24 protein-coding genes and 1 other RNA gene are annotated in these 26,737 nt (G+C 60.5%); 10 read left to right on the forward strand and 15 right to left on the reverse strand.

The window, feature by feature from the left end; genetic code table 11:
• Position 1 precedes the first annotated feature (1 nt).
• Together AC13RC_RS22575 and AC13RC_RS22580 are read right to left on the reverse strand one after the other, a co-directional pair.
• A complete protein-coding gene (locus tag AC13RC_RS22575) occupies positions 2-463 on the reverse strand; it encodes a tetratricopeptide repeat protein (RefSeq protein ID WP_488558451.1) in 462 nt (153 codons plus the stop codon).
• Between the two features lie 25 nt (positions 464-488).
• Positions 489-1,463 (reverse strand): MBL fold metallo-hydrolase, encoded by a 975-nt coding sequence (locus tag AC13RC_RS22580; protein WP_113355145.1) that lies wholly within the window; start codon positions 1,461-1,463, stop codon positions 489-491.
• 321 nt (positions 1,464-1,784) lie between these two features.
• Between AC13RC_RS22580 and AC13RC_RS22585 the strand changes: the two genes are divergently transcribed.
• Together AC13RC_RS22585 and AC13RC_RS22590 are read left to right on the forward strand one after the other, a co-directional pair.
• Complete coding sequence (locus AC13RC_RS22585) at positions 1,785-2,561, forward strand: sigma-70 family RNA polymerase sigma factor (protein ID WP_488558452.1); 777 nt, start codon at positions 1,785-1,787, stop codon at positions 2,559-2,561.
• Complete coding sequence (locus AC13RC_RS22590; RefSeq protein ID WP_488558453.1) at positions 2,558-3,355, forward strand: anti-sigma factor family protein; 798 nt, start codon at positions 2,558-2,560, stop codon at positions 3,353-3,355. Before AC13RC_RS22585 ends, AC13RC_RS22590 begins: the two co-directional genes overlap by 4 nt.
• A 54-nt stretch (positions 3,356-3,409) precedes the next feature.
• Here the strand turns inward: AC13RC_RS22590 and AC13RC_RS22595 are convergent, their stop codons facing one another.
• From AC13RC_RS22595 to AC13RC_RS22630, 8 genes are all read right to left on the reverse strand, one after another.
• The gene (locus AC13RC_RS22595; protein ID WP_069611841.1) at positions 3,410-4,156 is read right to left on the reverse strand and encodes a YebC/PmpR family DNA-binding transcriptional regulator; all 747 of its coding nucleotides are present in this window, start codon (positions 4,154-4,156) and stop codon (positions 3,410-3,412) included.
• Positions 4,157-4,290: 134 nt separating this feature from the next.
• Complete coding sequence (locus AC13RC_RS22600) at positions 4,291-5,133, reverse strand: MBL fold metallo-hydrolase (protein WP_488558454.1); 843 nt, start codon at positions 5,131-5,133, stop codon at positions 4,291-4,293.
• A gap of 237 nt (positions 5,134-5,370) precedes the next feature.
• Positions 5,371-6,195, reverse strand: coding sequence for a TIGR00282 family metallophosphoesterase (locus tag AC13RC_RS22605; protein WP_069611843.1), 825 nt, complete (start codon positions 6,193-6,195; stop codon positions 5,371-5,373).
• 3 nt (positions 6,196-6,198) lie between these two features.
• Complete coding sequence (locus AC13RC_RS22610; protein ID WP_488558455.1) at positions 6,199-6,786, reverse strand: 5-formyltetrahydrofolate cyclo-ligase; 588 nt, start codon at positions 6,784-6,786, stop codon at positions 6,199-6,201.
• Between the two features lie 105 nt (positions 6,787-6,891).
• Positions 6,892-7,620 carry an HAD family hydrolase gene (locus AC13RC_RS22615; RefSeq protein ID WP_488558456.1) on the reverse strand — a complete coding sequence of 243 codons (729 nt, stop codon included), beginning with the start codon at positions 7,618-7,620 and terminating at the stop codon, positions 6,892-6,894.
• Positions 7,621-7,761: 141 nt separating this feature from the next.
• A complete protein-coding gene (locus AC13RC_RS22620) occupies positions 7,762-9,159 on the reverse strand; it encodes a virulence factor (protein ID WP_145316129.1) in 1,398 nt (465 codons plus the stop codon).
• Positions 9,156-11,765, reverse strand: coding sequence for a bifunctional lysylphosphatidylglycerol flippase/synthetase MprF (mprF, locus tag AC13RC_RS22625; RefSeq protein WP_113330362.1), 2,610 nt, complete (start codon positions 11,763-11,765; stop codon positions 9,156-9,158). The genes AC13RC_RS22620 and mprF overlap by 4 nt, the downstream gene beginning before the upstream one ends.
• 470 nt (positions 11,766-12,235) lie before the next feature.
• Positions 12,236-12,718 carry an SRPBCC domain-containing protein gene (locus AC13RC_RS22630; protein ID WP_488558457.1) on the reverse strand — a complete coding sequence of 161 codons (483 nt, stop codon included), beginning with the start codon at positions 12,716-12,718 and terminating at the stop codon, positions 12,236-12,238.
• A 73-nt stretch (positions 12,719-12,791) separates the two neighbouring features.
• Between AC13RC_RS22630 and AC13RC_RS22635 the strand changes: the two genes are divergently transcribed.
• Complete coding sequence (locus AC13RC_RS22635; protein WP_488558458.1) at positions 12,792-13,115, forward strand: ArsR/SmtB family transcription factor; 324 nt, start codon at positions 12,792-12,794, stop codon at positions 13,113-13,115.
• A gap of 31 nt (positions 13,116-13,146) precedes the next feature.
• Here AC13RC_RS22635 and AC13RC_RS22640 read toward each other — a convergent pair whose 3' ends face one another.
• A complete protein-coding gene (locus tag AC13RC_RS22640) occupies positions 13,147-14,010 on the reverse strand; it encodes a helix-turn-helix transcriptional regulator (protein ID WP_488558459.1) in 864 nt (287 codons plus the stop codon).
• Positions 14,011-14,111: 101 nt separating this feature from the next.
• Here AC13RC_RS22640 and AC13RC_RS22645 point away from each other — a divergent pair, with 101 nt between their 5' ends.
• Together AC13RC_RS22645 and AC13RC_RS22650 are read left to right on the forward strand one after the other, a co-directional pair.
• Entirely contained in the window at positions 14,112-14,930 is an 819-nt protein-coding gene (locus AC13RC_RS22645; protein WP_488558460.1) for an SDR family NAD(P)-dependent oxidoreductase, read from the forward strand.
• A 43-nt stretch (positions 14,931-14,973) separates the two neighbouring features.
• Positions 14,974-15,687, forward strand: a complete 714-nt coding sequence (locus tag AC13RC_RS22650) for an SDR family oxidoreductase (RefSeq protein ID WP_488558461.1) — start codon at positions 14,974-14,976, stop codon at positions 15,685-15,687.
• Positions 15,688-15,728: 41 nt separating this feature from the next.
• Here the strand turns inward: AC13RC_RS22650 and AC13RC_RS22655 are convergent, their stop codons facing one another.
• A complete protein-coding gene (locus tag AC13RC_RS22655; protein ID WP_113330366.1) occupies positions 15,729-16,166 on the reverse strand; it encodes a MarR family winged helix-turn-helix transcriptional regulator in 438 nt (145 codons plus the stop codon).
• A 327-nt stretch (positions 16,167-16,493) separates the two neighbouring features.
• Here AC13RC_RS22655 and AC13RC_RS22660 point away from each other — a divergent pair, with 327 nt between their 5' ends.
• A complete protein-coding gene (locus AC13RC_RS22660; RefSeq protein WP_488558462.1) occupies positions 16,494-18,293 on the forward strand; it encodes a chloride channel protein in 1,800 nt (599 codons plus the stop codon).
• A 94-nt stretch (positions 18,294-18,387) separates the two neighbouring features.
• Here the strand turns inward: AC13RC_RS22660 and ssrS are convergent.
• From ssrS to AC13RC_RS22675, 3 genes are all read right to left on the reverse strand, one after another.
• A non-coding RNA gene (gene ssrS, locus AC13RC_RS22665) (6S RNA) lies at positions 18,388-18,546 on the reverse strand.
• Positions 18,547-18,611: 65 nt separating this feature from the next.
• Positions 18,612-18,989: a cell division protein ZapA gene (locus AC13RC_RS22670; protein WP_113230704.1), complete on the reverse strand. Its 378-nt coding sequence runs from the start codon at positions 18,987-18,989 to the stop codon at positions 18,612-18,614.
• A 47-nt stretch (positions 18,990-19,036) separates the two neighbouring features.
• Complete coding sequence (locus AC13RC_RS22675) at positions 19,037-19,312, reverse strand: DUF4164 domain-containing protein (RefSeq protein WP_015341018.1); 276 nt, start codon at positions 19,310-19,312, stop codon at positions 19,037-19,039.
• 402 nt (positions 19,313-19,714) lie between these two features.
• Between AC13RC_RS22675 and tkt the strand changes: the two genes are divergently transcribed.
• The 4 genes from tkt (at position 19,715) to AC13RC_RS22695 (ending at position 26,695) form a co-directional block, all read left to right on the forward strand.
• Positions 19,715-21,697, forward strand: coding sequence for a transketolase (gene tkt / locus AC13RC_RS22680; protein ID WP_113330368.1), 1,983 nt, complete (start codon positions 19,715-19,717; stop codon positions 21,695-21,697).
• Between the two features lie 64 nt (positions 21,698-21,761).
• Positions 21,762-22,772 (forward strand): type I glyceraldehyde-3-phosphate dehydrogenase, encoded by a 1,011-nt coding sequence (gap, locus tag AC13RC_RS22685; protein WP_488558463.1) that lies wholly within the window; start codon positions 21,762-21,764, stop codon positions 22,770-22,772.
• Between the two features lie 798 nt (positions 22,773-23,570).
• Positions 23,571-25,421 carry a potassium/proton antiporter gene (locus AC13RC_RS22690; protein WP_113355187.1) on the forward strand — a complete coding sequence of 617 codons (1,851 nt, stop codon included), beginning with the start codon at positions 23,571-23,573 and terminating at the stop codon, positions 25,419-25,421.
• A 71-nt stretch (positions 25,422-25,492) separates the two neighbouring features.
• Complete coding sequence (locus AC13RC_RS22695; protein ID WP_488558464.1) at positions 25,493-26,695, forward strand: phosphoglycerate kinase; 1,203 nt, start codon at positions 25,493-25,495, stop codon at positions 26,693-26,695.
• Positions 26,696-26,737 lie beyond the last annotated feature (42 nt).

Here is a 26,737-nt window from a genome sequence, read left to right on the forward strand (position 1 = left end):
TTCAGTTGCTGGCCTTGGCTGATATCGCCTTGGTCAGATCCTCAAGCTCCTCGCATCCATTAGGGCAAAGCTTGGTCAAAGTTGCCAGCTGCTCGCGGGCCTTGGGCATGTCGCCGGTCTCGACATAGAGTTCGCCGAGATATTCGTGCGCGCCCTTGTGATCAGGCTGCAATTCGAGAGCCTTGGTGTAGTAGGTGAGCGACGTCTTGAAGTCGCCGGTCTTGCGCAGGGTGAAGCCCATCAGATTGTAGACATCAGCCTGCTGATGCTCTTCGGCGATATCGCGAAGCTCGGCAAGCGCGCCGGCATAGTCCTTCGCATCGATCTTGGCACGCACGGAGGTCAGGTCCGGTGCATCGGTCGATTCCATATTATCGACGGCAAAGGCGACGCCTGCCGTTGCGGCAGGCAGGATGGCGACGACGCTCAAGGCGGCGATCCCGAAAATGGCATGTCTGAACATGGTAGTTGCTCCTCTTTCTGGCCGCTCAGGCCTGGATGGTGGGGGTGAAGCCGTACGCATTGCCGTCCTTGACGAAGGTGCCGGAGCCAGGGAATGGGAAGTGCGAGCCGCAAATCCGGATCTTGTCGGCAATGACGCGGTCGATCAGCCTGCGGCGGGTGGCGACGGCCATCGGGCCGTCCTGGTCGTAGGCGCCTTCCCATTCCGGATGAGGTGCAAGCAGCGCCGGCACATACATGATGTCGGCTGAGACCATCAGCTGTTCGCTGCCGCCATCGATGAGGAAGACCGAATGGCCGGGTGTGTGACCATAGGCGGCGAGCATATGCACGCCCGGCACCACTTCGGCATTGTCGTCGACCAGCTTCCAGTTCTTCCATGTCGGAAAGACGGAGGCGATGCGCCGGCCGGCTTCCTTGCGGCCCTCCGCCAGCTTGTCGACACGGCCGGGATCGGTCCACCAGTTGTATTCGGCCGCGTTGACGATCAGCTCGGCATTCGGGAAGACGGCCGCATTCGTTCCCTTTTCCATTAGGCCCCAGACGTGGTCCGGATGGAAATGCGAGATCATGATCGTATCGATCTTCTTGTAGTCGATGCCGGCGGCAGCCATGTTGGCCGGCAGATGGGTGGCATTGGTTTGCCACTGTCCGACACCGGAGCCGGCATCCATCATGATCTTGCGTCCACCGATATCGAGAACGACGACGGTCAACGGAATGGGCATGAAGTCTGTGGTGAGACCGGCCTTGGAAAGCGCTTCCTTGGTGTCTTCGACGGAAGCATTCTTGATGAAGGCCGGATCGTGCGGCTTGCGCCAGATGCCGTCATAGATGGCTGTGACCTCGATCGAACCGACCTTGTATTTGTAGAAGCCGACCGTCGGCTCCAGCGGCGTGGCGGCAAAGGCTTGCGGTATGAATTCGAGCTTCGACGACAGCCCGAAGGCTGCCGCAGCTGCAGCCGTGCCGAGCACGGCGCGGCGGGTCATATCAAACATCGCAATATCTCCTCAGGGTTATGGCTTTCGGGCCAGGCGGAGGTCGCAAGCGACTGCGGCCGTCCGCTGAGGAAGAAGATCGATGGTGATGAGCGCTTATTCCCCCTCGACCGAAGATTTCTTGCAAGCCATTGAAATCCATTCGATTATTTTAGCGGCGGGAGATTAACGGATTGGATGATGGACACTCCGCATTCCCTCGCGTTGAATTTTTTCATCCGACCGGGAATAAAACCCGCGCGAGCGCGATCTAGCCTCTCAGGCAACATTGCAAGCGCCTTATCCGAAGCTTACAGTCGGTATCGGCGTTTTGCGGGGATCATGATGACAGACGCCCGACTTGTGAGTTCGATAACGCTCGGCGGCCAGTTCCACCCATGGACATGGCACTCGCCGCAAAACACCGCGATCAGCAGGTTTGCGCGATTTCTGGCTCGCCTGCGTCGTTTCATTGCCGAGGCGAAGCCCAGCAATCACGCCGTCCAGATGGCGGTCGCTCAATCCACTGCCAGCGCGGCGCCATTGAAACGTGTCATCGTCTCGCCTGACGAGAGCATGCGCCGCTTCCAGCAAACGATCATCCCGCATCTCGACGCCGCCTATAACTTTGCGCGTTTCCTGAGCCGCGACGCCGATGCCGCGCAGGATATCGTGCAGGAGGCATATCTGCGCGCCTATCGCGGCTTTGGCGGCTTTCGCGATGGCGATGCCCGCGCCTGGACCTTCACCATCGTCCGCAACTGCTATCACGCCTGGCTGCAGGAGGGGCGGCGCAAGAGCCGCTATGAGCAGCCGATGACGGACGAACGGGATTCGGATGAAGGTTCGCCCTCCCCTGATCCTGCCTCCGAGGAGGATACGCCGGAGGCGGCCTTCGTACGTAAATCGGAAGCGCAACGGGTGCGCGAGGTCATCAACCGGTTGCCTGATGCCATGCGCGAGGTTCTGGTTCTGCGCGAACTCGAGGATCTCTCCTACAAGGAAATCGCCGAGATCATCGACGCACCGATCGGCACCGTCATGTCGCGCCTCGCCCGCGCCCGCCGCGATTTCGGTGAAGTCTGGCATAGCCTCGAAGGACCGGAGGCGGCACGATGAGCGGCGGAGACCATAATGATCACGGCGAGTGGAACGAGCTGCTGCACGGCTTCATCGACGGCGAACTGGACGCGGCCAATGCTGCCCGTTTCGAGGCGCATCTGGCGACCTGCCGGGACTGTGCCGGCGAGATGGAGAATGCCCTGATGGTCAAGCGTCTTTCAGCACGCGAGGGTGTGAAATGGCAGGCGCCTGATATCGTCCATGCCCGCGTGCAGGCGGCACTCACGCTGGAGCAATCCATGATGAGGCGCGCAGCCGCGAGCCACACGGAGAGCCGGTGGCAGCGTGTGTGGCGGCTCGTGCGCGAATGGAGCTTCGTGCCCTCGCTTGCCGTTCTCGCCGCCAGCCTCATGCTGGTTCTGAACGTGCCGCAGCAGAGCCACACGATCGAGGATCAGCTTCTTGCCAGCCATGTGCGCTCGATGCTCGCCGATCACCTCACCGACGTGCTGACCTCGGACCAGCACACCGTCAAACCATGGTTCAACGGCAAGATCGATTTCTCCCCGCCCGTGGTCGATCTGGCGACACAGGGCTTCCCTCTCGTCGGCGGCAGGGTGGATTATCTCGACGGGCGGGTGGTGGCGGCACTGATCTATCGCCGGCATGGCCATGTCATTAACCTCTTCATCTGGCCCGGTGCTGCGAGAGCTAAAACCAATGCCGAGAAGGAGGGCTACAATTTCGTCGAATGGCATGCGGATGGACTGGTCTTCTGGGCTGTCTCCGATGTCGCCGCACCGGACCTCTCCACCTTCCGCGACGATTTTATCCGCGCGACAGCCCCATAACGCAGAAAGCCGGCCGCATCGCTGCAGCCGGCTTTTTTGAATAACTACAAAGGATCAGGCTGAGAGCTTGGCCAGAACTTCGTCCGAAACTTCGAAGTTCGAATAGACGTTCTGAACGTCGTCATCGTCTTCAAGGTTTTCGATGAGCTTCATCAGCGACTGGGCCTTTTCTTCGTCGACCGGCACGTTGTTCTGCGCGCGCCAGATCGCCTTGACGGTTTCGGCTTCACCGAGCGTCGCTTCGAGCGCCTTGGCGACTTCACCGAGGGATTCGAACGCACAGATGATCACATGGCCTTCTTCATCGCTTTCGACGTCATCAGCCCCGGCCTCGATCGCCGCTTCCATGACCTTGTCGGCATCGCCGGCGGAAGGCTTGTAGGTGATTTCGCCGACATGGTCGAAGGAGAAGGAAACCGAACCGGTTTCGCCCAGCGCACCGCCGGCCTTCGTGAAGATCGAGCGGACGTTGGACGCCGTGCGGTTGCGGTTGTCGGTCAGTGCTTCGACGATGATCGCGGTGCCGCCCGGACCGTAGCCCTCGTAACGGATCGCATCGTAATTCTCGGTGTCGGCACCGGAAGCCTTCTTGATGGCACGATCGATGTTGTCCTTCGGCATCGACTGCGCCTTGGCGTTCTGGATCGCCAGACGCAGGCTCGCGTTCATGGCCGGATCGGGCAGACCCGTCTTGGCAGCGACCGTGATTTCGCGCGCCAGCTTCGAGAACATTTTCGAGCGCACCGCGTCCTGACGGCCCTTGCGGTGCATGATGTTTTTAAACTGTGAATGGCCAGCCATGGCACCCCTGTTCACGTCTTTTGTTGGGAATGGCCGCCTTATAAGAGCGAAGCGGCCTTCATTCAAGTGAAAAGCCGGATAATGGGGATGGAGAGCGGTCGCGATCGAGAAGATCTCAAAAGTGATCGCGATGGTCAAAGCCCCTTGAGCACATAGATCAGCGGCTTGTGCGGCAAGCTCTTCACCGAGACCGTGACGCTCGGGGTCGGAGCATAGGCGACGTCGAAGTCGGGACCGAACAGGGCGAGAAACTGATCGACCGGTGGACCCCAGCGATGCATGGGCAGGATCAACGAGGAACGCAGCCTTTTCACCACGCGGCTCATGCTATCGGCCCCCATGGTCAGGCCGCCATCGACCGGCACCATCACCACGTCGAGCCGGCCGATCTCCGCATATTGCTGGTCGGTGAGTTCGAAATGCAGATGCCCGAGATGGCCGATACAGAGACCAGCCACCTCGAAGATGAAGATCGAATTGCCATTGGCTTCGATGCCGCCGCCCCAGGAGCGAATGTCGGTGACGACATTGCGGATCAACGTATCGCCGACGGTCATGCGGATCTTTGCCGGCTCCCCCGGCGTGTCGCTCCAGCCGTGCAGCACGTATTTGATCGCCGGGTCCGGCGTCAGCGTGTAGTGGCTCGGATGCGCCTTGTTCATCGTGACGACCTCAGGCGTATAGGGCGGCGGATAGGCGCCGCTATAATCTGTGGCGATAGAAACGCCGCCCGGCGTTTCGATGAAGAGCGTAGCATGCCCGAGGAAGGTGATCTTCACCTCGCCATCAACGGGATCATTGGCGAGCGTCGGACCGGGAGAAGAAAAGCTGGCGAAAGTCGCTCTCGGAAGAGATTGCGCGATCGCCTGGCATTGGCTGGGTTGCGGACGAGAAGGCTTTTGCTGGGCGTCAGCCGCGCTCCAGTAAAAAATCAGCGCCAGGAAAAACGCGGCAAAGACAGGAAATCGCTGTAACATGCCATCCCCTCAAGCCAGATAGTGACCGAAGGATGCGGCATGACCGGAAATGGGTCCAGCGGCAATCAGACAAGATTGCTCACAATCGCGTCATCATATGGTGATGATGAATTATAGAGCGTGATGCCGAAAAGTGTATGCGGTTTTCGGACGACATCACGCTCTACTTGTTTGATTCTAGAGCGGATTCAGATTTAGGTCGACCTGACCTAAAATCATCCGGCTCTAGTGCGGCGATCAGCGCCAGAAGTCCGGAATGGTCTCCGCAAGCCTTGGGCCAAGCCGGAGCGGTGCGATCTTTTCCGCCAGTCCAGTTGCGTCGGAGATCTCGACGCCGACGCCGCAGATGGTGGCAGGCCCCGAAGCCGCCTCGAAACGTCCCTTCGGCATCTTCGAGATGAAGCGGTTGAGCGGCTCTTCCTTCTCCATGCCGAGCGATGAATCGTAATCGCCGCACATGCCGGCATCCGACATATAGGCGGTGCCGCCGTTCAGGATCTGCGCGTCCGCAGTCGGCACATGCGTATGTGTGCCGACGACGAAGCTCGCACGGCCATCGACGAAGTGGCCGAAACACTGCTTTTCGCTCGTCGCCTCCGCATGGAAATCGAAGACGATGGCATCGGCCTGTTCCTTCAGCGGACAGGCATCGAGGATGGCTTCTGCCGACTTGAAGGGATCGTCCAGCTCCGGATGCATGAAGACGCGCCCCATGATGTTGGCAACAAGCACGCGGGCGCCATTACGGGCATAATAGAGGCCGGAACCGCGGCCGGGCGTGCCGGCCGGATAGTTGGCGGGGCGCAGGAACTGGTCGTGGCGCTCGCAGAAAACGACAGCTTCCTTCTGGTCCCAGACATGGTTGCCGGTCGTTACGACATCGGCGCCGGCATTGATCGTTTCCAGGAAGATATCCTCGGTGATACCGAAGCCGCCGGCGGCGTTTTCGCCATTGACGATGACGAAATCGAGCTTCAGGTCGGATACGAGGCCCGGCAGGCGTTCCCACACCGCGGTCCGTCCCGTCTTGCCGACCATATCTCCCAGAAAAAGCAGCCGCATTCGCTATCCAATCACTTCCGAAACGAAATTGAGCCCGCTCTCGGTCAAAATCGCGTCAAGACGGACGTCATGCGGCTCAGCCGGCACTGATGACACTTCTTGGCAATCGAATGCAATGCCGATCAGCCGCGGATTCAGGCCTTTTTGATGCAAACGCTCGATTGCGCGGTCGTAGTGACCCGCTCCGTAGCCGATACGATGACCGGTCCTGTCGAAAGCGGAAAGCGGCACCAGCATGACATCGGGGTCCAGCTCAGCCGCTTCAGGCCCCGGTCCAAAAGTTCCGAATCCGACCGGAACCAAGGGCGCGCCTGCAACAAGCTCGCGAAAGACGATGGTGTTGCGATCAAGAATAACAGGCACACAAAGCCGCGCGCCGCGCTCGCGCAACCGCGCCATCAACGGCCTTATATCCACTTCGGAGCGTATCGGCAGGAAACCGGAGATGATCTCCGCCGGCCCGACATCGATTGCCTGGCCACCATGCGTCGCCATCGCGAGGGCCTTTTCGATGCGATCTTCCGCTGGAATAGCATCTCGCGCCGCCAGGCGCTCGCTGCGATATTGGGCTTTCAGCTCTTTGAGGCTCATCGGATCTTCGCAAATATCTATGATATCACGAAAACATAATGAGCCGACCGCCCGTTGCAAAGCGCGAAAGCGACATCCAGCCGTCGCAGAAGGAAGTCTGCTCTTTCAATCCTTGCGGATGATCGACAATTTTCCGTCGCCATCCACATGCGCGCGGACATTTTCGTAATTTCGCAGCATCGTGTGACCGGTTTCGATCGGGTGCGAATGCGTCGCCGTGATGACCACCACATCGGCACCGGCCGCTTCGCCAGCCTTGACACCGGCCAAGACGTCTTCAAACACCAGGCATTCCGAAGGGCTGAGGCCAAGGCGCTGGGCGCCAAGAATATAGCCCTGCGGATCAGGCTTGCCGACCTTCACGTCTTCGGCGGTGACCATGAAGCGCGGAACCGGGATCCCGGCGGCGTCCAGCCGCGCCAGCGCCAGCCGGTAGGGCGACGAGGTGACGATCGCCCAACGCTCCGGCGGCAGCGATGCAAGGAAATCGACGGCGCCCGGTAGCGCGACGACACCCTCGACATCGGCAATCTCGGCTTCGGTGATCTTCAGCGCTTCCGCGACTGGATCGACACCAGGCAGGTTCAGCTGGCCGATCGTATCGACCCCGCGCTTGCCATGCATCGTCGGCATGAACTTCTCGACATCAAGACCCTGAGCGCGAGCCCAGTTGCCCCAGACGCGCTCGGCGGCAGCAATCGAATTGATGATCGTGCCGTCCATGTCGAACAGGAAGCCGGAAAAGGTCTTGGTGAAGGCAGAATTCGTTGCGGCGGACAAGGGCGGACCTTTCTGGATGAGACGGTGAGCACCTGCGGCAAACGCGACGCTCATGATATGCCCTTCTCGACTAACGGCAGCCGTCGAAAGAAGCAAATAAATGCTGCGCAGGACGCTCGAGAAAGTCGGCTGGAGACGGTGGGGAAAGATGAGAAAGGGCGCGCGGCAATGATACATGCCGCGCGCCGCTTGCAATTACTCGCCGAGGCGGCTCTTCAGTCCATTGATGATGTGGTTCGCCAGCGCCTCATAGTCGTCGTCGAAATGGTGACCGCCATCCATGGCGATGACTTCCGCGCCAGTGCCCTTCAGCAGCGGGCAGGCAACATCTTCGTCGTCATCCTTACCATAGACGCATTGCACCATTTTCGGATTGATCGACTTGAGGTCGTTGACGGGATTGCCGCCCTTACCCTCGCTCGAAGCACCAAGCCAGCCCATGACCGAGATCACGTAGTCGACCTTCTGCGACAGGGACAGCAGCGACATCTGTACGATCTTGTCTTTTTCAGACTGTGGCAGGCGATTGTAGCTCGCCGGCAGCACATCGGCGCCAAAGGAATAGCCGACCAGCACCACATGCTTGACCTTGAAGCGCTTGGTGTAGAAATCGATGATCCGGCCGAGGTCGTTCGCAGTCTGCTGCGGGTCCTTCTCGGTCCAGAAATAATGCAGGGTATCGACGCCTACGACCGGAATGCCCTGGTCCTGCAGATAGCTGCCCACTTCCTTGTCGATGTCGCGCCAGCCGCCATCGCCCGAATAGACGATTGCAAGCGTGTCTTCGGTCGGCGTCGTTTCCATGATGTCGACGGGCAGCCCAAGCGGCGACTTGGAGCTGTCGATCGTCTTCATCAGATCGGCGAGCGATGCCTCAAGCGTCGTATAGGTATCGGCATTATCCGAATTCGTGGTTTGGACTTCGGGATGGTCCTTCTGGATCTCCTCGACGTGGTCGCGTCCGTCCTTCGGCGCATTGGCCGTGAACGTCACGAGGATCGGGTTCGGCAAGGCGCCTTCCTGCAGGCCGAAGGACACCATGTCGCCATCGGTTTTCTTCTCGGCCGGCGTGCAAAGCTCCTGCTTCAGCGCGATGCCCGCGGTCGGATCGACGGCCAGCGTACCGGCAACTGTCGCATCGGGGGTCTGCGCGGCAATCGTCAGCGCCATGGCACCACCGGCGCCGACACCGGCGATGATAGGCAGCTGGTAGGTGCTGTCGGCAAAGGACCGCTGCACCTGCTGGCTGAGCGACTCCAAATCCGAGACGATATAGATACAGCCGTCATTCTGGCTGACATCGTATTTGTTGAGCGAAGCCAGGAAGGACGGATAGTCGATACCGATCACAAGCGAACCGTTGGCGACCAGCTTGTCGGCAACCGCTTTTTCCTTGTCGCCCCAGCCGGCGAGATCGGAAATCAGCACGACTTCATTCGAAACCTTGCCCTGCGGGCGCATGATGTGCGGAGCCGGGATCATGCCCAGATCGTATTTGGCATCGTCGGCTTCCGCGCGTGCCGGACCCGACACCAGCAGGCCCATCGACACCATGCATGCGAAAGCCAATGACATTGCGTATTTCAAGATCATTTCCTCACGACCCCCTTAAGTCCGCCCCCGATGAGGAATGTGGCATCCATCAACGCGATTATTGGACTTACACCTCCCGAAACAGCCAGATAGCGCGGCTGCCATTCGGGATGGAACTTGGATTTGAAGGCACGAAGCCCTTTGAAATTATAAAACCGCTCGCCATGTTCGAAGACAGTCCCCCCGACCCTATCCCAAACCGGCGCCGATTCCCGTCTCGACATGCCCGATAGCGGTGCCATGCCGAGATTGAAACGCTGAAAGCCCTGGCCCTTGAGGTATTCGAGGATCTGCACGAACAGAAAATCCATCGAACCCTTCGGGGCATCGGGCGAGAAACGCATCAGGTCGACGGATCCCTCCTCCTTGGTTTCCGTCATCAGGATATTCGCAAAAGCGACGATATTACCATCCTTTTTCAACACGCCGATCGGCTGCGAGCACACGTAGTCCGGATCGAACGCGCCAAGCGAGAAGCTCTTTTCCTTGGCATTGTGATCGGCAAGCCATGTGTCGGACACATGGGCAAGCTGATCCATGACTTCAGGTATATCTTGAGGTTCGATAACGGCAAATTCTAGTCCGTCGCGAACCGCGCGACTCGCCGTCTGTCTGAGGTTCGCCCATTTGCCGCCCTTGAGCTCGAAATTGGCAAGATTGACCACGGCCAATTCACCGAGCTTGTAGGCACGCAGGCCCGCATCGGCGCAATAGGACAGAAGTGCGGGCGAGATCTGGTAGAACACCGAGCGGCAACCTGCCGCGCGTGCGGCCTCCACGAAACGCCAGATCAGATCGGGCAACGCCTGACGTGGGCCGACCGGATCGAACAACGCGATCCACGAACGGCCCTGCTTGCCGTACATGATGAAGGCATCGCCCTTTTCCGAGAACATGATGTTCTTGTCGCCCATGCGCACCAGATTGGCATCGGCCACGCCTTGCTTACGGACGATTTCGACGGCCCGCGTTACCGCATCGTCCGTAACGGGCTCCAGGCGCTTCGTCGCCGGGCGCAGAAGGCTGAAGATCGCGATCGCCGAGGACAGGATGGAAATACCGAGGGCTGCGCGAAGTCCGCGCGGCGCCTCGTCCGCGAATTCGAATTGCCACCAAAGCTGATTGCTGTATCCGACATCGCGATAGACGAAGAACAGCACCACGATCGCGCCGATGCAGATGACGGCAATGGCCGTCAGCCATCCGGCCGTCAGCGTCTGGTTGAGCAGCGAGGCCGGCCGCTTGAACAGGCGGCGGCTGACGACGAGGCTGAAGACGAAGAAGGCCAGCAATCCCGCTTCGACGATGGCGATGGCCTTCAGCAGCGACAGGAACAGAGCCAGCAGCGCCGAAAAGCTCGACACCCACCAGGCGCCGTCCAGGCGCTGGCTGAGACCGCGCGCGGCCACGATGATCGTCAGCCCGAGAAGACTCGAGAGGAAATGCGCGCTCTCGACCAGCGAGAGCGGCAGATAGTCGGATAGCACGATCAGGTTCTGATCCGGCGTCGGCGTGACGCTCGAGAAGACCAGCATCATGCCGAGCAACAGCGCGAAGGCCGACAAGAGCTGCGGCATGACGCGCGCGCCGATGCGGCGCATGCTGGAAGCCACCGGATGATCGACGAAACGACGCAGCTCCGCCACCGAGATCGCGGCGATCGCGATAACGAGCGGGATGACGTTGTAAATGACGCGATAAAGAACCAGCGAGCTCAAAACGGCGTCTTCATTCACGGAACTGCCGAGCCAGGCGATGATGATCGTCTCGAACACACCGAAGCCGGCCGGAACGTGGCTGAGCACGCCGAGGCCGACAGCGATGGCATAGATGGCGAAGAAGCCGGGCCATCCGATAGAGGTTTCCGGCAGCAGCACATAGAGCACGGAGGCCGAGGCCGCGATATCGAATGCGGTGACTAGAAACTGCCGCGACCAAGTGCGCGAATCCGGCAGCCGAACTTCGACCGGCCCGATGCGCACCTCGCGGCCGTTGCGGCCGGCATAGATCACGAAGGCGAGCGCCGCGAGAATGGCGATGGCGATCAGCCGCAGCCACAAGCCATCGACGCTGATCAGCGGACCGATCTCGTCGGCGATGACCAGAAGCGCGATAGCACCGACGGCAGCCAGGCCAAGACCGAAGGCGAGCGTGACGAAAGCAATGACGCGGGTAATGTCGTCGGGCGACAGCCCGAGCCGGGTATAGGCACGGTAACGGATCGCGCCGGCGCTGAGCGCGCCGAAACCAGCCGTGTTGCCGACCGCATAGGCGCTGAAGGAGGTCAGCGCCACATGCGGAAACGGCAGCCGCTTGCCGATATACTCGAGCGCATTCTGGTCGTAGAAGATCAGGGAGGCGAAGCTCAGACCGGTAAACAGCAGCGCCAGCAGCACCGAGGAGATCTTCGTCGTCGTCAGGGCGTGGACGACGTCGTCATAGCGCACCTCGGTCGTCAGGTCGTAGATCGCATAGGCGGCGATGCAGAAGACGGCCACAGTGAGGAGAGCGACGATCAGCGCCCGGTAGCGGTTCAACAGACCGACGATACCGCCACGTTCTTCCAATTCCTCATCGGCATTTTCCAGATCGATTGGGCTCGACATGCTCTACCTGTTTTTAATGATCTTCGCCGGTTCCGACTGTTCGGATATTCAGTAATATCGACGACGCGTCTTCGAATTGCCGTATACACTTCTTTCGACAAGCCCGTTGTGACGCGCGCTCCCATCCTTCTGAATTTAGGCAATTTTGGCGCAGGCCCCGTCCCTGCTGCAATGAATCTGTTATTATTTAAAGGATTTTGTCATTCACTCGGCTTTTGAGCTTATCCACACACAAAAGTGATCTTCCCATCACGTCCTGAGCGCCCTCGCCGTCGCCGCTGCCCTTTTTCCGATTATCCGAAGCCTACTACAACGTGAGATGGATATCCATCGCATGCCGTCAACCGTACTTCCGAGTGGCTGAATCCGGAAACAGATAGGCCCGGCGCCAAAATCGGCACCGGGCCACTGACTGATAGCCGGGAACGGGATCGGGACGGCGGTGACCGTCGATAAGGATTTGCCGGAATTCAGCGATCGGGCGCTTCCGCCGGTTCGCCGCGCATCTCGCTGAGGAAGAACCCCTCGCGCAGATTGATGCCGTATTCGACGAAGGCCTTCATGCAGCAGAGCATCTGCGTCCAGCCCTCGCAGTTCAGATAGGTGCCGCGGCGGCCGGCCTCGTCCTCCCGCCAGCCCGATTCCTCGATGACGACAAGCGTGCCGCCATCGTCAAGCGCGGCGAAGGTCATCTCCACCTTGGTTCTGTAACGGACGCCGTCCTCGCCGGTGCCGCCTTCCCAGTGCAGGACGATGCGCTTGTTGGCCTCCACTTCATTGACCTCAACGGGGGCGTTCTTCCACCAGATAACGGTCGTGCCCGCCACCAGGGGTGCGCTGGCCCCGCCGACGGTAGTGAAATAGCTCGAAAGCTTCTTCGGGTTGACGACAGCATCGAAGACTTCATCCACCTTGCGGCCGATCCGTCCTGAAATCCGAACATTCAATGTCATGGCATCTCCTCCACTGTTTGTCTGTCGTTATCGCTCCATTGCGAATGGCTCTATTACGTTATAAAAATATAACATGTCAAACGAATCGGATAGCGACCCCATTTTCAAGGCCCTTGCGCATCGTCGCCGGCGCGAAATCCTGGACATGCTCAAGGATGCGCCACGCACGACAGGCATGCTCTGCGAGGCTTTCACGGATATGGACCGCTGCACCGTGATGCAGCACCTGAAAGTGCTTGAGGATGCAGACCTCGTGATTGCCAGGAAAGAAGGACGCGAGCGCTGGAACCATCTGAACAGCTTGCCGATCAAGCAAATCCATGATCGCTGGATCAGCGCTTATGCCGGCCATGCCCTCTCCATTCTCCATCAGCTGAAGAACGATCTGGAAGGCTAAGAGAAATGGTTGGGTTCGGAGGAAGCTGGATTTAGGCTGCGCCGGCGCGGCCCAACAGTCGTTTCAGCTTGTCGCTCGTCCCGTCCTCTTCGAGCGGTGTATAAACCACCAGCTTCATGTCGGCACGGTCCATGACGGCAAGCGCGGTATATTCGAATGTCATCAAGCCGCCCTCCGGATGGCGCAGCCGCTTGTGACCTGTCAGCGGCCGCAACACATCCTGTCTCGGCCACCACGCACGAAATTCGGGGCTTGCATGCGTCAAGGTGGCGATCAGCCGTTCGAAATCGGGATCGCCGGCATAACGGGCACTGTCGGCGCGAAACATCGCCAGCGAATTCGCCGCCACGATCTCCCAATCGACAAGGAGCTGCCGATGCGCAGGATCGGTGAACACCCGATGGACGCTGTTGCGCGCATCCCCCTGCAACAAGGCATAATCGCCGAAAAGCGCGACGGCTGCCGCATTCCAGGCGAGCACGTCCCAACGCCTGCCGAGAACATAGGCCGGTTGGCCGGCAAGGCTCGCAAGCATGCGCACCAGCGCGGCCGGTACCTCCTCAGGCCCGCGCGACGGAACATCAACAGACGGCCGATCGCTGAGGGTGAAGAGATGCCGCCGCTCGACCGGATCGAGTCGCAGCGCATCGGCCAGCGCCGATAGAACCTCTGCAGAAGGGCGAACGTCCCGGCCCTGTTCCAGCCATGTGTACCAGGTGGTGCCGACACCGGCCAAAAGCGCCACTTCTTCGCGCCTGAGCCCCGGCGTGCGCCGCCGGAACCCTTCCGGAAGTCCAACGCCGGCGGGCGTCAGCTTTTCCCGACGCGAGCGCAGAAAGGCGCCGAACTCGCGACGCCTGGCTTCGAGGATGGTCTGGCTCTGATTGACGGTCATGCCCCATCATAGCAGGATCAATACTAGGATAAAGTCAGAACTGTTTGCCGCGTCCGCAAGCTGCCACATATCATCATGCAGACAACGAGAAGGCGGTTGCTATGGATATGAGCGGCAAGACGGTCCTGATTACAGGCTCGACGGATGGTGTCGGGCGCCGAGTTGCGGAACGACTGGCAGCGGCAGGCGCGACGGTGATCGTTCACGGCCGCGACGGGACCCGCGCGGAAGAATTGGTCTCCCGCATCCGGGATAAGGGCGGCAAAGCGGCCTATTATCTCGCCGACCTTTCCTCGCTGGAAGAGGTTCGCATCCTCGCCGACGCCATCGAGCGCGACATCGATCGCCTCGATGTTCTGATCAACAATGCCGGCATCGGTACCAGCGGCGGCGGCGGCGGACGCCAGGTAAGCCAAGACGGATACGAGCTGCGCTTCGCGGTGAATTATCTCGCGGGCTTCTTGCTGACGCACCGGCTCCTGCCTCTGTTGAAGGCAAGTGCTCCCGCCCGCATCGTCAATGTATCCTCTGTTGGCCAGCAGGCGATCGACTTCTCCGATGTCATGCTGACGCGCGGCTATAGCGGAGTGCGCGCCTATTGCCAGAGCAAGCTGGCGCAGATCATGTTCACCTTCGATCTCGCCGAGGAGCTTGCCGGCTCCGGCATCACCGCCAACTGCCTGCACCCCGCGACCTATATGGACACGACCATGGTGCGCCAGGCAGGCGTTTCACCGATAAGCTCCGTCGAGCAAGGGGCGGATGCCATCCTCAATCTGGCCGCGGGCGGCGCCCTGGAGGGACAGTCCGGCCTCTATTACGACGGACTGCGCCCATCCCGCGCCTCTGCTCAAGCCTATGACGCAACGGCGCGACAGCGCCTGCGAACACTCAGCCAAAGCCTTTCCGGCCTCGCCTGAACCACACACTCCCACCACTCTCTGTCCTCGAAAGGAGACACGCATGTCGTCTCAACACGTCGCTATTATCGGCGGCTCCTCCGGCATCGGTCTTGCGACCGCCGCCCATCTTCTCGAAAAAGGCTATCGTGTCACCATCACGGGTCGCGATGCCGCCAAACTTCAGGCAGCCGGGCAAAGCCTCAACGGCGATATTGCCACCGTGACCATGGATGCTGCCGACTTTGCCGGCCTCGCCGAGGCCTTCCAGGCAATCGGACCGGTCGATCATCTCGTCCTGGCATTGGGTGGCGGCAATGGCGCCGGTCCCTTTGCCACCGTCGATCTCGCCGATCTAAGGAAGGGCTTCGAGCAGAAGACCATGGCGCATTTCGCCTGTGCTCAGGCTTGCCTTCCGCATCTTTCGAAACAAGGCAGCATCACCTTCGTCTCCGCCGTATCGGCACAGGCCGCCATGCCCGGAACCGCAGGACTTGGAGCCATCAATGCCGCCATAGCCGCCCTCGCGCCGATCCTCGCCGTCGAGCTCAAGCCGGTCCGGGTAAATTGCGTGTCGCCCGGCGTCGTCGATACTCCTTGGTGGGATTTCACCGCGGGGCAGAGGGAGCAGACCTTCGCCGGATTTGCAGCCCGCACGCCCGTTGGCCGTGTCGGCCGCCCTGAGGAGATCGCCGAAGCCATCGCCTTCCTGATCGGTAACGGCTTCACCAGCGGCCATACGCTGATCTGCGACGGCGGCATCCGTTTCGGCCAATAATCGCCCCGCGCCATTGCCGGTATCACCGGGCAATGGCGCCCTCAGTCGCTACGAACGCCGGCCTGAAGCTGCGTGAGGATCTCGATCAGCCGCGGTGCCATCTCACGGATTTCGGCCAGATGGATCGAGCTCAATGTTTGCAGAACCTCTTCGGACTTTTCCGTCAGCTGTAGCGTCTGCCGGCGCTTGTCCGTTGGATCTGGATGGCGGGTGACATAGCCGCCGTCGATCAGGCGCCCCACAAGTTCCGTCGCCGTATGCGGTGCGATCAGCAGCTTTTCCGCGAGCATGCCGATCGTCATCGCCTCGGCCGTTCCATTGCCTTTGATCGCCAGCAACGCCTGATGCTGTTGCGGCGGGAGGCCTGCCTCCTGCGCGGCCGACGTGCTAAAATCCATGAACTTGCGCAGGGTGTAGCGCAGCGTCGCCAGCGCCTCATAGTCAGCCTGCGAAAGAGCTTCATCCACACGTCGCACCATCAAATCGTCCTCATTGCCGCTGTTCGCGGTCCTAAAGCATGTCGCGCAAAATCTTCAGCGGTTTTGCGGCAACCGCATGCTCCGGATCAAGGACCAAAAGCGCCGAAAACGAATCTTGCAGATCGCAATGCGCTTGAGTTGATTTATATCGCATTACGATATATTTGCCATCTCGAAGCGGGGAGCGGCTGAAGGACAGCCCGCACGCTTGGAGCATTCCAGGAAAAGTGCGCAGCGGTTTTCCGTTCGGGATGCGTAAGAACAGGAAGATGGAGTGCTTCCGCTTTTCAAAGAAAAGCGGAAATGCTCTGGCGCAGAAGGCCTCCCATGCAGGACACGTCAATCCAACCAAGTCACAATCACGATTTCTCCGGCGGGGCCTCCCGCAAGGACAATGGCGATTTCACTACGGACAAGCGCGTCCTGGTTCTGATCGCCATGGCGCTCGTCGTCGGCACCGGCGGCGCCTTCGCCGCCTGGGTACTCATCAATCTCATCGCGCTCGTCAGCAACGCCGTCTGGCTGTTCAAGATCAGCACCGAGCCGCTCTCCTTCGCCACTGTGGCACGCTCGCCATGGATGGTGGCCGCTCCCATTCTTGGCGGCATCGTCATCGGCCTGATGGCACGCTTCGGCTCGGAAAAGATTCGCGGCCACGGCATTCCCGAAGCCATCGAGGCGATCCTGATCGGCGGCAGCCGCATGTCGCCGAAGGTGGCGGTGCTGAAGCCCCTCTCATCGGCGATCTCGATCGGTTCCGGCGGGCCGTTCGGCGCGGAAGGTCCGATCATCATGACCGGCGGCGCCATCGGCTCGCTCTTCGCGCAGCTCTTCCATCTGAGCGCCGCCGAGAGAAAGACCCTGCTTGTCGCCGGCGCCGCGGCGGGCATGACCGCGGTCTTCGGCACACCGATCGCGGCCGTCATGCTTGCCGTCGAACTGCTGCTCTTCGAATGGAAGCCGCGCAGCTTCATTCCGGTCGCGGTCGCGGCCTGCGTTTCGGTCGTCTGGCGGCCGCTGCTGATGGGCAACGGCGCACTCTTCCCCGCGCATTTCGAGATGTCGCTCTCCTGGTGGGGCATTCTGCTCGCCGCCGGCCTCGGCATCATCTCCGGCCTACAATCCGGTCTGCTGACGACTTTGCTCTATAAGATCGAAGATGCCTTCGAGAAGCTGCCGATCCACTGGATGTGGTGGCCGGCGCTCGGCGGCCTCGTCGTCGGGCTCGGAGGCCTGATCGAACCGCGTGCGCTGGGCGTCGGTTACGACATCATCGCCGATCTCTTGCATAGCCATATCACCGTTGCTGCGGTGCTCGCGATCCTGCTGGTCAAGGCGGGCATCTGGCTCGTGGCGCTGTCCTCCGGCACCTCGGGCGGCGTCTTGGCGCCGCTGCTCATTCTCGGCGGCGCTCTCGGCTGGCTCCTCGGCCTCGCCCTGCCAGGCGATCCCGGCTTCTGGGCAATGCTCGGCATGGCAGCGATGATGGGCGGCACCATGCGTGCTCCGCTGACGGGCACCTTCTTCGCCGTCGAGCTGACGGGAGACACGAGTGCGCTGGTGCCGCTGCTGGCGGCAACGGTCACGGCCTATGCCGTTACCGTTCTTCTGTTGAAACGATCGATTCTGACGGAAAAGATCGCAAGGCGTGGCCAGCACATTACCCGCGAATACGGCATCGACCCGTTCGAGCTGACCCGTGCCCGCGACATCATGATCGCCGAGGTGGACACATTGCCAGCCTCCATGCGCCTGTTGGAAGCGCTGGCGCAGATGACGGAGCGGCCGGATGCGCATCGCTTCTATCCCGTCGTCGGAGAGAATAACCGCCTCGTCGGCATGATCTCGCGCGCCGATGCCTTGCGCTGGCAGAGCGAACCGGACCTCATGGATCAATCGCTCTATGACGTGATCTCGGATACGTCTCTTCCGGTTGCCCATCTCGAAGATACGGTGGGGCGCGTCGCCGATATCATGATCCATGCCGATACGGGACGTGTTCCGGTCGTCGAGCCGCAGACCGGCCGCCTCGTCGGCCTTATCGCCCGCAAAGATCTGCTGCGGCTGCGCAGTGCGACCAATCGCGCCGAACTCGAGCGCGGCGCTTACCTGCGATCCAAAGGTTAAGGGGAGGAGGAGTGGCGTCAGCGCGGCGGAAGAACTGCGCGGCGCCTTCCTTGGCCATCTGCCAGAGAATTGGCACCCAGCTAGGAAGATTTAAGAGCGATCCACGACGACCGATGGATGTTTACGATCCTGGGCGCCTACAAACGTAGGTGGGCACCGTGTGTCCAGGCCCACGGGCCTGGTCAGGGACAGCTCCCTTTGGATCGAGTATGGCCCCAGGGATTGTGGTTCCTGTCGGGAAGCGCAGACCGCCTGAACTATATAAAGAGCTTTGAAGCTTTCTACCAGAGGGCTGCGACGGGCAGCCCCAGAAATAACTCAAGCCTGCTCGACGCCCGGCCGCTCTAAAAGCTTCTCGGTGATGCCGTGAATGCGCGTCGTCACCTCGTCGATGACGCTAGCCAGCGTCTCCTCGGCCCGCGCATTGGCTGCCACTGTCGTATCCCGGGTGCTGGTCAAGGTTTCCAGCTCAGCCTCCAGCGAAGACACGCGCCGGGTCAATTCGCTCACCTCATCCATGATCATGATGCCCGCCATGACGGTCACCCGGAGATCGCCGATCTCACCGAACTGGCTCTTCAAATGCATGACATAACGGTCGAAGCGATTGGCGAGATCCGTCAGATGGTCTTCCTGGCCCTCTTCGCAGGCCATCCGGTAGGCTTTGCCGTCGATCGTTACCGTTACTTGTGCCATTCGACTTTCCGATCACTGCCGCACTGCGACGGCTGCCTCCCGAGGGATCAGCGGTCCAGCACGGCTCTTATGGTTTCCATCGCCGTCACGAGCCGGCGCGACACTTCGCGATTGACCTCTTCCAGCCGGTTCGCGCGGAACTCGGCCTGGTCCAGTTCCTGGGCAAGGCGGGATCGATCGGCGTGAACCCTACGGACCTCGCCTTCTATATCGCTCTGCGCCCGTTCCCGCTCGAACCGTCCGTCGACGGCGCTCTCCAAAGTCGAAAGCGCCTGGCGCAATTGGGCGAGCGCCGCGTCCACCGTTTTGCCTGAAGGTGTCATACCCTTCGCATCTCCGCGCAAGGCCCGAATCAAAACATCCGGCCACTTGTCTGATTTCGCAACAATATTCAACTCGGCAACAGCACGTCAATAAAGGCTGTCATGTGGCAGCCCCCCTATTCTGTGGATGAATGCCGCCTTTGCCGCTTACACAGGCCTTGTCGCATGATTGTCGTCTTTTGTAAAAGTGAACGGGCAAATGTCAAAAAATTGCCCCGAGAGGCTCGTATTGAGCCCTCGATTTATTGACTTGCTCGCCCCAACTGCTATGTCTCGACCGCCTGAGGCGACGTTGAAAATGGCGTTCGGAAGAGCGTCTCCCCTTCACCCGCCTTTCAACCGATGGCCCTCCCTCCCAAGCGTGTGGCCATCCCCCGAACCCGGAACACTGCGGAAAAACCCATGAACTCTCGCGAACAACACGACCGGATGGCGAATGCGATCCGTTTCCTTGCCATGGATGCTGTCGAGAAGGCCAATTCCGGTCACCCCGGTTTGCCGATGGGGATGGCTGATGTTGCCACCGTTCTCTTTAGCAAATATCTGCGCTTCGATCCGAAGAACCCGCTGTGGCCGGACCGCGACCGCTTCGTCCTGTCGGCTGGCCACGGCTCGATGCTGCTTTATTCGGTCCTCTATCTGACCGGTTATCCCGACATGACGGTCGAAGAGCTCCAGCGCTTCCGCCAGCTCGGATCCAAGACCGCCGGCCATCCGGAATATGGTCACGCCACGGGCATCGAAACCACCACCGGCCCGCTCGGCCAGGGTATTGCCAATGCCGTCGGCATGGCGATTGCCGAACGCAAGTTGCGCGAGGAGTTCGGCGCCGAGCTTCAGGATCACTACACCTATGCCATGTGCGGCGACGGCTGCCTGATGGAAGGTATCAGCCATGAAGCGATCGCGCTGGCCGGCCACCTGAAGCTCAACAAGCTGATCCTGTTCTGGGACAACAACTCCATCACCATCGACGGTGCCGTTTCGCTTTCGGACTCGACCGATCAGGTCGCTCGCTTCAAGGCTGTTCACTGGAACACGATCGAAATCGACGGTCACGACCAGGCCGCCATCGCTGCCGCCATCGAAGCCGCCCACAAGTCCGACCGCCCGACGCTGATCGCCTGCAAGACGATCATCGGCTTCGGCGCTCCGAACAAGCAGGGCACCCATAAAGTCCACGGCTCGCCGCTCGGCGCCGAGGAAATCGCCGCGACCCGCGTTGCTCTCAACTGGCCCTACGAGCCCTTCGTCATTCCGAACGACATCCTCGGTGAATGGCGCGCTGCCGGCGAACGCTCCGTCGGCGTCCGCGAAGCATGGGAAGGCCGTCTTGCAGCCGCCGACCCGGCCAAGAAGGCCGAGTTCACCCGCCGCTTCGATCATAAGCTGCCTGCGGGCTTCGACGCCGCCATCAGCGACTACAAGAAAAAGCTCGCGGAAACCAAGCCGACGGTCGCAACTCGCAAGGCTTCGGAAGACGCGCTCGAAGTCATCAACGGCTTCATTCCGGAAACGCTCGGCGGCTCCGCCGACCTGACGCCGTCGAACAACACCAAGACCAGCCAGATGAAGTCGATCACCCCGACCGATTTCTCCGGCCGTTACATGCATTGGGGTATCCGCGAACACGGCATGGCTGCTGCCATGAACGGCATCGCGCTCCACGGCGGTCTCATCCCCTATAGCGGCGGCTTCCTGATCTTCTCGGATTATTGCCGCCCGCCGCTCCGCCTCGCCGCCCTGATGGGCATTCGCGCCATCCATGTCCTGACGCATGATTCCATCGGCGTCGGCGAAGATGGCCCGACCCACCAGCCGGTCGAGCAGGTCGCCAGCCTGCGCGCCATCCCGAACTTCCAGCTCTTCCGCCCGGCAGACGCAACGGAAACGGCCGAATGCTGGCAGATCGCCATCAAGACGACCAACCGCCCGTCCGGCCTTGCCCTGACCCGTCAGAACCTGCTGGCCGCTCGTACGGAATATAGCGAGAAGAACCTCTGCGAACTCGGCGCCTACACGCTGGCCGGCAATGCCGACGCCAAGGTCACGATCTTCGCTTCGGGCTCCGAAGTTGAACTCGCCGTTGCTGCCCGCGCCGTCCTGGAAGGCAAGGGCGTCTCCACGCGCGTCGTTTCCGTTCCCTGCACCGAACTCTTCTTCGAGCAGCCGGACGCCTACCGCAAGGAAGTCATCGGCAACTCGCCGGTCAAGGTTGCCGTCGAAGCCGGCGTTCGCGAAGGCTGGGATGCCTTCATCGGACCGGAAGGCGCGTTCATTGGCATGAAGAGCTTCGGCGCTTCCGCTCCCTACAAGGACGTCTACAAGCATTTCGGCATCACGACGGAGGCCGTTGTCGCCGCCGCTGAGGCAAAGCTTTCCTGAGGGCGCTGACAAGCGCTCTCAAATCCAATAGATAAACACCCTGAGTGAACGGGAGTGACATTCAATGACTGTAAAAGTTGCTATCAACGGCTTTGGCCGTATCGGCCGTAACGTTCTGCGCGCAATCGTCGAATCCGGCCGCACCGACATCGAGATCGTTGCCATCAACGACCTTGGGCCGGTCGAGACCAACGCCCACCTGCTGCGTTACGATTCCATCCATGGCAAGTTCCCCGCCGAAGTGAAGGTCGAAGGCGACACGATCATCGTTGGCGGCGGCAAGCCGATCAAGGTCACGGCGATCAAGGACCCGACAACCCTGCCGCACCGCGATCTCGGCGTCGATATCGCCATGGAATGCACGGGCATCTTCACGGCTCGCGACAAGGCCGCCGCTCACCTGACGGCCGGCGCCAAGCGCGTCATCGTTTCGGCTCCTGCCGACGGCGCCGATCTGACCGTCGTTTTCGGCGTCAACCATGACCAGCTCACCAAGGAGCATCTGGTCATCTCCAATGCATCCTGCACCACGAACTGCCTGGTTCCGGTCGTTAAGGTTCTCGATGACGCCGTTGGCATCGACCATGGTTTCATGACGACCATTCACTCCTACACCGGCGACCAGCCGACGCTCGACACCATGCACAAGGACCTGTACCGCGCCCGCGCCGCAGCCCTGTCCATGATCCCGACGTCGACGGGCGCCGCAAAAGCTGTCGGTCTCGTTCTGCCGCACCTCAAGGGCAAGCTCGACGGCACGTCGATCCGCGTTCCCACGCCGAACGTCTCGGTCGTCGACTTCAAGTTCGTGGCCAAGAAGGCAACGTCGGTCGGCGAAATCAACGAAGCCATCAAGGCTGCATCGAACGGCAAGCTGAAGGGCATCCTCGGCTATACCGACGAGCCGCTGGTTTCCCGCGACTTCAACCATGACAGCCACTCGTCGATCTTCGCGACCGACCAGACCAAGGTCATGGAAGGCAACTTCGTGCGCGTCCTGTCGTGGTACGACAACGAATGGGGCTTCTCGAGCCGCATGTCGGACACGGCAGTCGCCTTCGCCAAGACGATCTGATCGCGGTTCAACCCTGATTGACATTAATGCCGGCGTCGCGACTATCCGCGCCGTCGGCATTATTATTGGCGGACGAGAACGGGCTGGTGATCGACTACCCGATCTATTTCAGGCGTGTGGATGTTTGAGCTTCGCCCATGCTGACGGCTCCTACCCATTTATCCCTTGCATGAAATCATGCGCGCTTGTGCATGGATCCTCGGGTCAAGCCCGAGGATGACGGTGTTGCGGGGTAGGCCGCGGGCAAACGATAGTTTTCTTAGATAAAAATCACTATCCTCACGCGGTTAATCAGCGAAATACATCTCCAAAATCGCTGTGTCTTTAGCCCATCCTCAAGGGCCGTCATCCTCGGGCTTGACCCGAGGATCCACACACAAGCCCTTCGGTGTGGCCAGAGGCATTATGAGCACTTCATTCTCTGTCCACGGTTTCGGATGGTAGGATAACTTATTCTCGATTTTGAAATGCATTCTGAGGTTTCAGTAATCCCCCCATCGCAACTGCCCTTCAAAAGCCCCAATCTTTGCTCTCCCTGCCCTGCTATGGTCCAGATTTACCAATAAATTTCGAGCAGGAAGTCTCCCAGTGTATTCCAAGCCGCTTCGCCGTTCTGGCAAAAGCGCATCACATCATGCTGTTGCAATCGTCAGGGCGGGCTCAGTCGTAAAGCTCTCCTCTGATTAAGGCCATATTTGCCAATATGGCCGGCAGGACTGCATGATGGGATGACGAAGGGATTTCCGCATTCCGGGCTTTTTGGCCCCAGCAGCGGCGCACGGAAAAGGGGAAGAAAAGGTGGAGGCATTTTACGTCATCGTGCTGATCAGCACGGTTCTCATTCTCATCGCGGCTTTCTCCAGCCTTCTTGCTTTCCGTTTCGGCGCCCCCCTGCTGCTGCTCTTCCTGATGATCGGCCTTGCCGCCGGCACAGACGGCCTCGGCATCGAATTCTCCAACAATTATCTCGCCTATATTCTCGGCTCTCTGGCGCTAGCCATCATCCTCTTCGATTCCGGCTACGGCACTCCGATCCAGGCCTTCAAGCTTGCCGCGGCACCCGCGCTGACCATCGCTTCCGTCGGCGTCGTCGTAACGGCCGCGTTGTTCGGCCTTGCCGCCACCTGGCTGCTTGGTTTTACCTGGCTTCAAGGGCTGCTGCTCGGCTCCATCGTCGCTTCGACGGACGCGGCCGCGGTCTTCTTCCTTCTGCGCATTGGCGGCATCAATATCCGTGACAAGGTGCGCTCAACACTGGAAGTCGAATCCGGCACCAACGATCCGATGGCGATCTTTCTGACGCTTGCCTTGGTCGAACTCCTGGCAAATGGCGAAGGCTATGCCGGCATCAACCTCGCCATGCTTGCCACCTTTGTCCAGCAGATGGGACTGGGTGTCATACTCGGTCTGCTCGGCGGCATGATGATCGTCCTCATTGTCAGCCGCCTGGAAACGGATCGCGGCCTGACGCCCATCTTCGTGCTGGCGCTCGCGCTCCTCGTCTTCTCGTTTACCGGTGCCGTCGGCGGCAGCGGCTTCCTGGCCGTCTATGTCGCAGGCATCTATGCCGGCAACCGCAAGCTGCCCGCATCGGCCTCGATCAAGCGTTTCCAGGACGGCATGACCTGGCTGGCGCAGATCATCATGTTCCTCGTGCTCGGTCTGCTCGCCACGCCCTCGGAATTTCCGGCGATCGCCATCCCAGCCATTGCGCTGGCACTGTTCCTGATCTTCGTTGCCCGGCCGATTGCAGTCTGGCTCTGTGTGCTGCCGTTCGATTATACGCAGCGGGAAACCGGCTTCGTCGCCTGGGTCGGTCTGCGTGGTGCCGTCTCCATTCTTCTGGCCATCATGCCGATCCTCGGCGGCCTGCAGGCTGGCCAAACCTATTTCAACGTCGCCTTCATCGTCGTGCTGGTGTCACTGCTCGTACAGGGCTGGACCATCAAGCCGATGGCGCGCCGGCTTGGCCTCATCATTCCCCCGCGCATGGGCGCGATCGACAAGGTCGAGGTCGACCTGCCGGGCACGGTCAACCACGAACTCCTCTCCTATCGTGTCGTGAAGGACAGTCCGGTCCTGCGCGGCGAGCGCATTCCGCGCTGGGCGACACCATCGCTGATCGTTCGCGACGGCAAGTCCATGCGCTATCAATATGCCGGCCGCCTGCGCGAAAATGATGTCGTCTATCTTTTCGTCTCCCCCAATTATTCACGCCTGCTCGACCGCCTCTTCGCTAGCCGCGCGCCGGTCGATCCTGAGGATGCCGAATTCTTCGGCGCCTTCTCGATCTCACCGCTTCGCCCTGCCGCCGATCTCGATGCTGCCTATGGGCCGGGCCTGCTGAGTGAGCAGGAGAAGGGACTGACCATAGCGGAGCTCATGCGCCATCGCCTCGGTGGCAAGGCCGACTATGCGGATCGCGTTCGTCTGGGCGAGATTATCCTCATCGTCCGCGATCTCGACGAGAACGATCATATCCAATCCGTCGGAATGTCGCTCGAGGCGGTGGAACCGCCCGTCATCATGCCGATCTTCATCAATCTCCATGATATCCTGAAGAGTATCCGCGCCTACCTGCAGAAGCGCCGCGAGCGCGCGCATGAAGTCGTTTCAAGCGATTCGACGACGGGCAAAAACGACGTCTGAACGCCTTGCGTCTGCGATCATCCGTAGTATGGTCGGCCCGCTTTTCGCCACCAACAATATTGGATCCTCCCATGGCAGCCTTCAAAACCCTCGACGATCTCACCGACATCTCCGGCAAGCGCGTATTGGTGCGCGTCGACCTCAACGTGCCGGTCAAGGATGGCAAGGTCACCGATGCGACCCGCATCGAACGTGTCGCCCCGACGATTCTCGAATTGTCCGAAAAGGGCGCCAAGGTCATTCTGCTTGCCCATTTCGGCCGCCCGAAGGATGGCCCCTCCCCGGATCTCTCCCTCGGTCTCATCGTGCCGGCCGTCGAAGAAGTTCTGGATCATGCCGTTCTGTTCGCCTCCGATTGCATCGGCGCTCCAGCCGCCGACGCTGTTACCAAGATGAACAACGGCGACATCCTGCTGCTGGAAAACACCCGCTTCCACAAGGAAGAGGAAAAGAACGACGCAGCCTTCACCAAGGCGCTTGCCGCCAATGGCGATATCTACGTCAACGATGCCTTCTCGGCCGCGCATCGCGCCCACTCTTCCACGGAAGGCCTTGCCCACCTGCTGCCGGCCTATGCGGGCCGCACGATGCAGGCGGAACTTGAAGCCCTGGAAAAGGGCCTCGGCAATCCGGTCCGCCCCGTCGTCGCCATTGTCGGTGGTGCCAAGGTCTCCACCAAGATCGACCTCCTGATGAATCTGGTGAAAAAAGTCGATGCGCTTGTCATCGGTGGCGGCATGGCCAACACCTTTATCGCCGCCCGCGGTACCAATGTCGGCAAGTCGCTCTGCGAACATGATCTCGCCGATACCGCAAAGCAAATCATGATCGAGGCCGCTGCCTCCGGCTGCGCGATCGTGCTGCCGGAAGACGGCGTTGTCGCCCGTGAGTTCAAGGCCGGTGCCGACAACGAAGTCGTCGCAATCGAAGCGATCCCCGCCGATGCCATGGTGCTCGATGTCGGTCCGAAGTCGATTGAAGCAATCAAGAACTGGATCGGCCGCGCCACCACGCTCGTCTGGAACGGCCCGCTCGGCGCCTTCGAAATCACGCCCTTCGATGCCGCAACTGTCGCAGTCGCCAAATACGCTGCTGAATGCACGAAAGCTGGCAAGCTGACCTCCGTCGCCGGCGGCGGCGATACGGTTTCGGCGCTGAACCATGCGGGCGTTGCCGACGACTTCACCTATGTCTCGACGGCGGGCGGTGCCTTCCTCGAATGGATGGAAGGCAAGGTCCTGCCGGGTGTCGCAGTTCTACAGGCCGGCAAGTAAACAGCAAGCCTTATCGCCGCGAATGATACGGGCCGCGAAAGC

It is taken from the genome of Martinezella sp. CNPSo 3890, assembly GCF_057784455.1.

Coding starts and splice junctions, on each gene's coding strand:
- AC13RC_RS22575 (WP_488558451.1), bottom strand. CDS start 463: ATGTTCAGACATGCCATTTTCGGGATCGCCGCCTTGAGCGTCGTCGCC.
- AC13RC_RS22580 (WP_113355145.1), bottom strand. CDS start 1,463: ATGTTTGATATGACCCGCCGCGCCGTGCTCGGCACGGCTGCAGCTGCG.
- AC13RC_RS22585 (WP_488558452.1), top strand. CDS start 1,785: ATGATGACAGACGCCCGACTTGTGAGTTCGATAACGCTCGGCGGCCAG.
- AC13RC_RS22590 (WP_488558453.1), top strand. CDS start 2,558: ATGAGCGGCGGAGACCATAATGATCACGGCGAGTGGAACGAGCTGCTG.
- AC13RC_RS22595 (WP_069611841.1), bottom strand. CDS start 4,156: ATGGCTGGCCATTCACAGTTTAAAAACATCATGCACCGCAAGGGCCGT.
- AC13RC_RS22600 (WP_488558454.1), bottom strand. CDS start 5,133: ATGTTACAGCGATTTCCTGTCTTTGCCGCGTTTTTCCTGGCGCTGATT.
- AC13RC_RS22605 (WP_069611843.1), bottom strand. CDS start 6,195: ATGCGGCTGCTTTTTCTGGGAGATATGGTCGGCAAGACGGGACGGACC.
- AC13RC_RS22610 (WP_488558455.1), bottom strand. CDS start 6,786: ATGAGCCTCAAAGAGCTGAAAGCCCAATATCGCAGCGAGCGCCTGGCG.
- AC13RC_RS22615 (WP_488558456.1), bottom strand. CDS start 7,620: ATGAGCGTCGCGTTTGCCGCAGGTGCTCACCGTCTCATCCAGAAAGGT.
- AC13RC_RS22620 (WP_145316129.1), bottom strand. CDS start 9,159: ATGATCTTGAAATACGCAATGTCATTGGCTTTCGCATGCATGGTGTCG.
- mprF (WP_113330362.1), bottom strand. CDS start 11,765: ATGTCGAGCCCAATCGATCTGGAAAATGCCGATGAGGAATTGGAAGAA.
- AC13RC_RS22630 (WP_488558457.1), bottom strand. CDS start 12,718: ATGACATTGAATGTTCGGATTTCAGGACGGATCGGCCGCAAGGTGGAT.
- AC13RC_RS22635 (WP_488558458.1), top strand. CDS start 12,792: ATGTCAAACGAATCGGATAGCGACCCCATTTTCAAGGCCCTTGCGCAT.
- AC13RC_RS22640 (WP_488558459.1), bottom strand. CDS start 14,010: ATGACCGTCAATCAGAGCCAGACCATCCTCGAAGCCAGGCGTCGCGAG.
- AC13RC_RS22645 (WP_488558460.1), top strand. CDS start 14,112: ATGGATATGAGCGGCAAGACGGTCCTGATTACAGGCTCGACGGATGGT.
- AC13RC_RS22650 (WP_488558461.1), top strand. CDS start 14,974: ATGTCGTCTCAACACGTCGCTATTATCGGCGGCTCCTCCGGCATCGGT.
- AC13RC_RS22655 (WP_113330366.1), bottom strand. CDS start 16,166: ATGGTGCGACGTGTGGATGAAGCTCTTTCGCAGGCTGACTATGAGGCG.
- AC13RC_RS22660 (WP_488558462.1), top strand. CDS start 16,494: ATGCAGGACACGTCAATCCAACCAAGTCACAATCACGATTTCTCCGGC.
- AC13RC_RS22670 (WP_113230704.1), bottom strand. CDS start 18,989: ATGGCACAAGTAACGGTAACGATCGACGGCAAAGCCTACCGGATGGCC.
- AC13RC_RS22675 (WP_015341018.1), bottom strand. CDS start 19,312: ATGACACCTTCAGGCAAAACGGTGGACGCGGCGCTCGCCCAATTGCGC.
- tkt (WP_113330368.1), top strand. CDS start 19,715: ATGAACTCTCGCGAACAACACGACCGGATGGCGAATGCGATCCGTTTC.
- gap (WP_488558463.1), top strand. CDS start 21,762: ATGACTGTAAAAGTTGCTATCAACGGCTTTGGCCGTATCGGCCGTAAC.
- AC13RC_RS22695 (WP_488558464.1), top strand. CDS start 25,493: ATGGCAGCCTTCAAAACCCTCGACGATCTCACCGACATCTCCGGCAAG.